This is a genomic window from Vibrio sp. Vb1980 (assembly GCF_033338615.1).
Taxonomy (GTDB): Bacteria; Pseudomonadota; Gammaproteobacteria; order Enterobacterales; family Vibrionaceae; genus Vibrio; species Vibrio alginolyticus.
Genome location: NZ_JAWOSZ010000154.1, coordinates 1 through 554, shown reverse-complemented (window position 1 = coordinate 554; position 554 = coordinate 1). Strand labels below are relative to the sequence as shown.

1 protein-coding gene is annotated in these 554 nt (G+C 44.8%); it reads right to left on the bottom strand.

The window, feature by feature from the left end; all coding sequences use genetic code 11:
• Positions 1-62: 62 nt before the first annotated feature.
• Positions 63-488 carry a Holliday junction resolvase RuvX gene (gene ruvX, locus R7F64_RS24255; protein WP_318072201.1) on the bottom strand — a complete coding sequence of 142 codons (426 nt, stop codon included), beginning with the start codon at positions 486-488 and terminating at the stop codon, positions 63-65.
• Positions 489-554 lie beyond the last annotated feature (66 nt).

Sequence of the window (554 nt, the reverse complement as noted above, 5' to 3'; positions counted from 1 at the left end):
AGCGTATTCAAGACACAAAAAAGGTTGGCTTCTGCCAACCTTTTTCATTGTGCTTGCGAGGTTTATTCGCCCCAAAGCGCTTCAAACCAACTTTCCAGAATGACCACGGCAGATTGGCAGTCGATATTGCCTTTGGATAAGGCTTTGTAGCCACCCATACTGAACAATTCTGCGCGCGCTTCTGAAGTTGATAAGCGCACATCATGCAATTCAACAGACAAGCCATAACGACCTTGCAGACGCTTCGCGAATTTTTTCGCTCGCGGGGTGATGGTTTCTAAATCTTTACCATGTAAATCCGTTGGCAGGCCTACGACCAATAAATCTGGTTGCCATTCTTTAATTTGTTTTTCTATGTCATCCCAATTTGGAATGCCATCATTGGCTTTAAACGCTTTCAGTGGTGAAGCGGTGCCTGTGATTTCTTGACCAATCGCGCTACCAATACTTTTAGTACCGAAATCGAAGGCCATTATTGTGCGTGACATACAGTGTCTCAAATCTTAATGAAGTTGAAGTTAAGGAAGGCGGTTGCGTTACGCATGACCTGCGTC

What these genes read in the sequence shown, in the direction of transcription:
- ruvX (WP_318072201.1), bottom strand. Translation starts at nt 488, where the DNA reads ATGTCACGCACAATAATGGCCTTCGATTTCGGTACTAAAAGTATTGGT.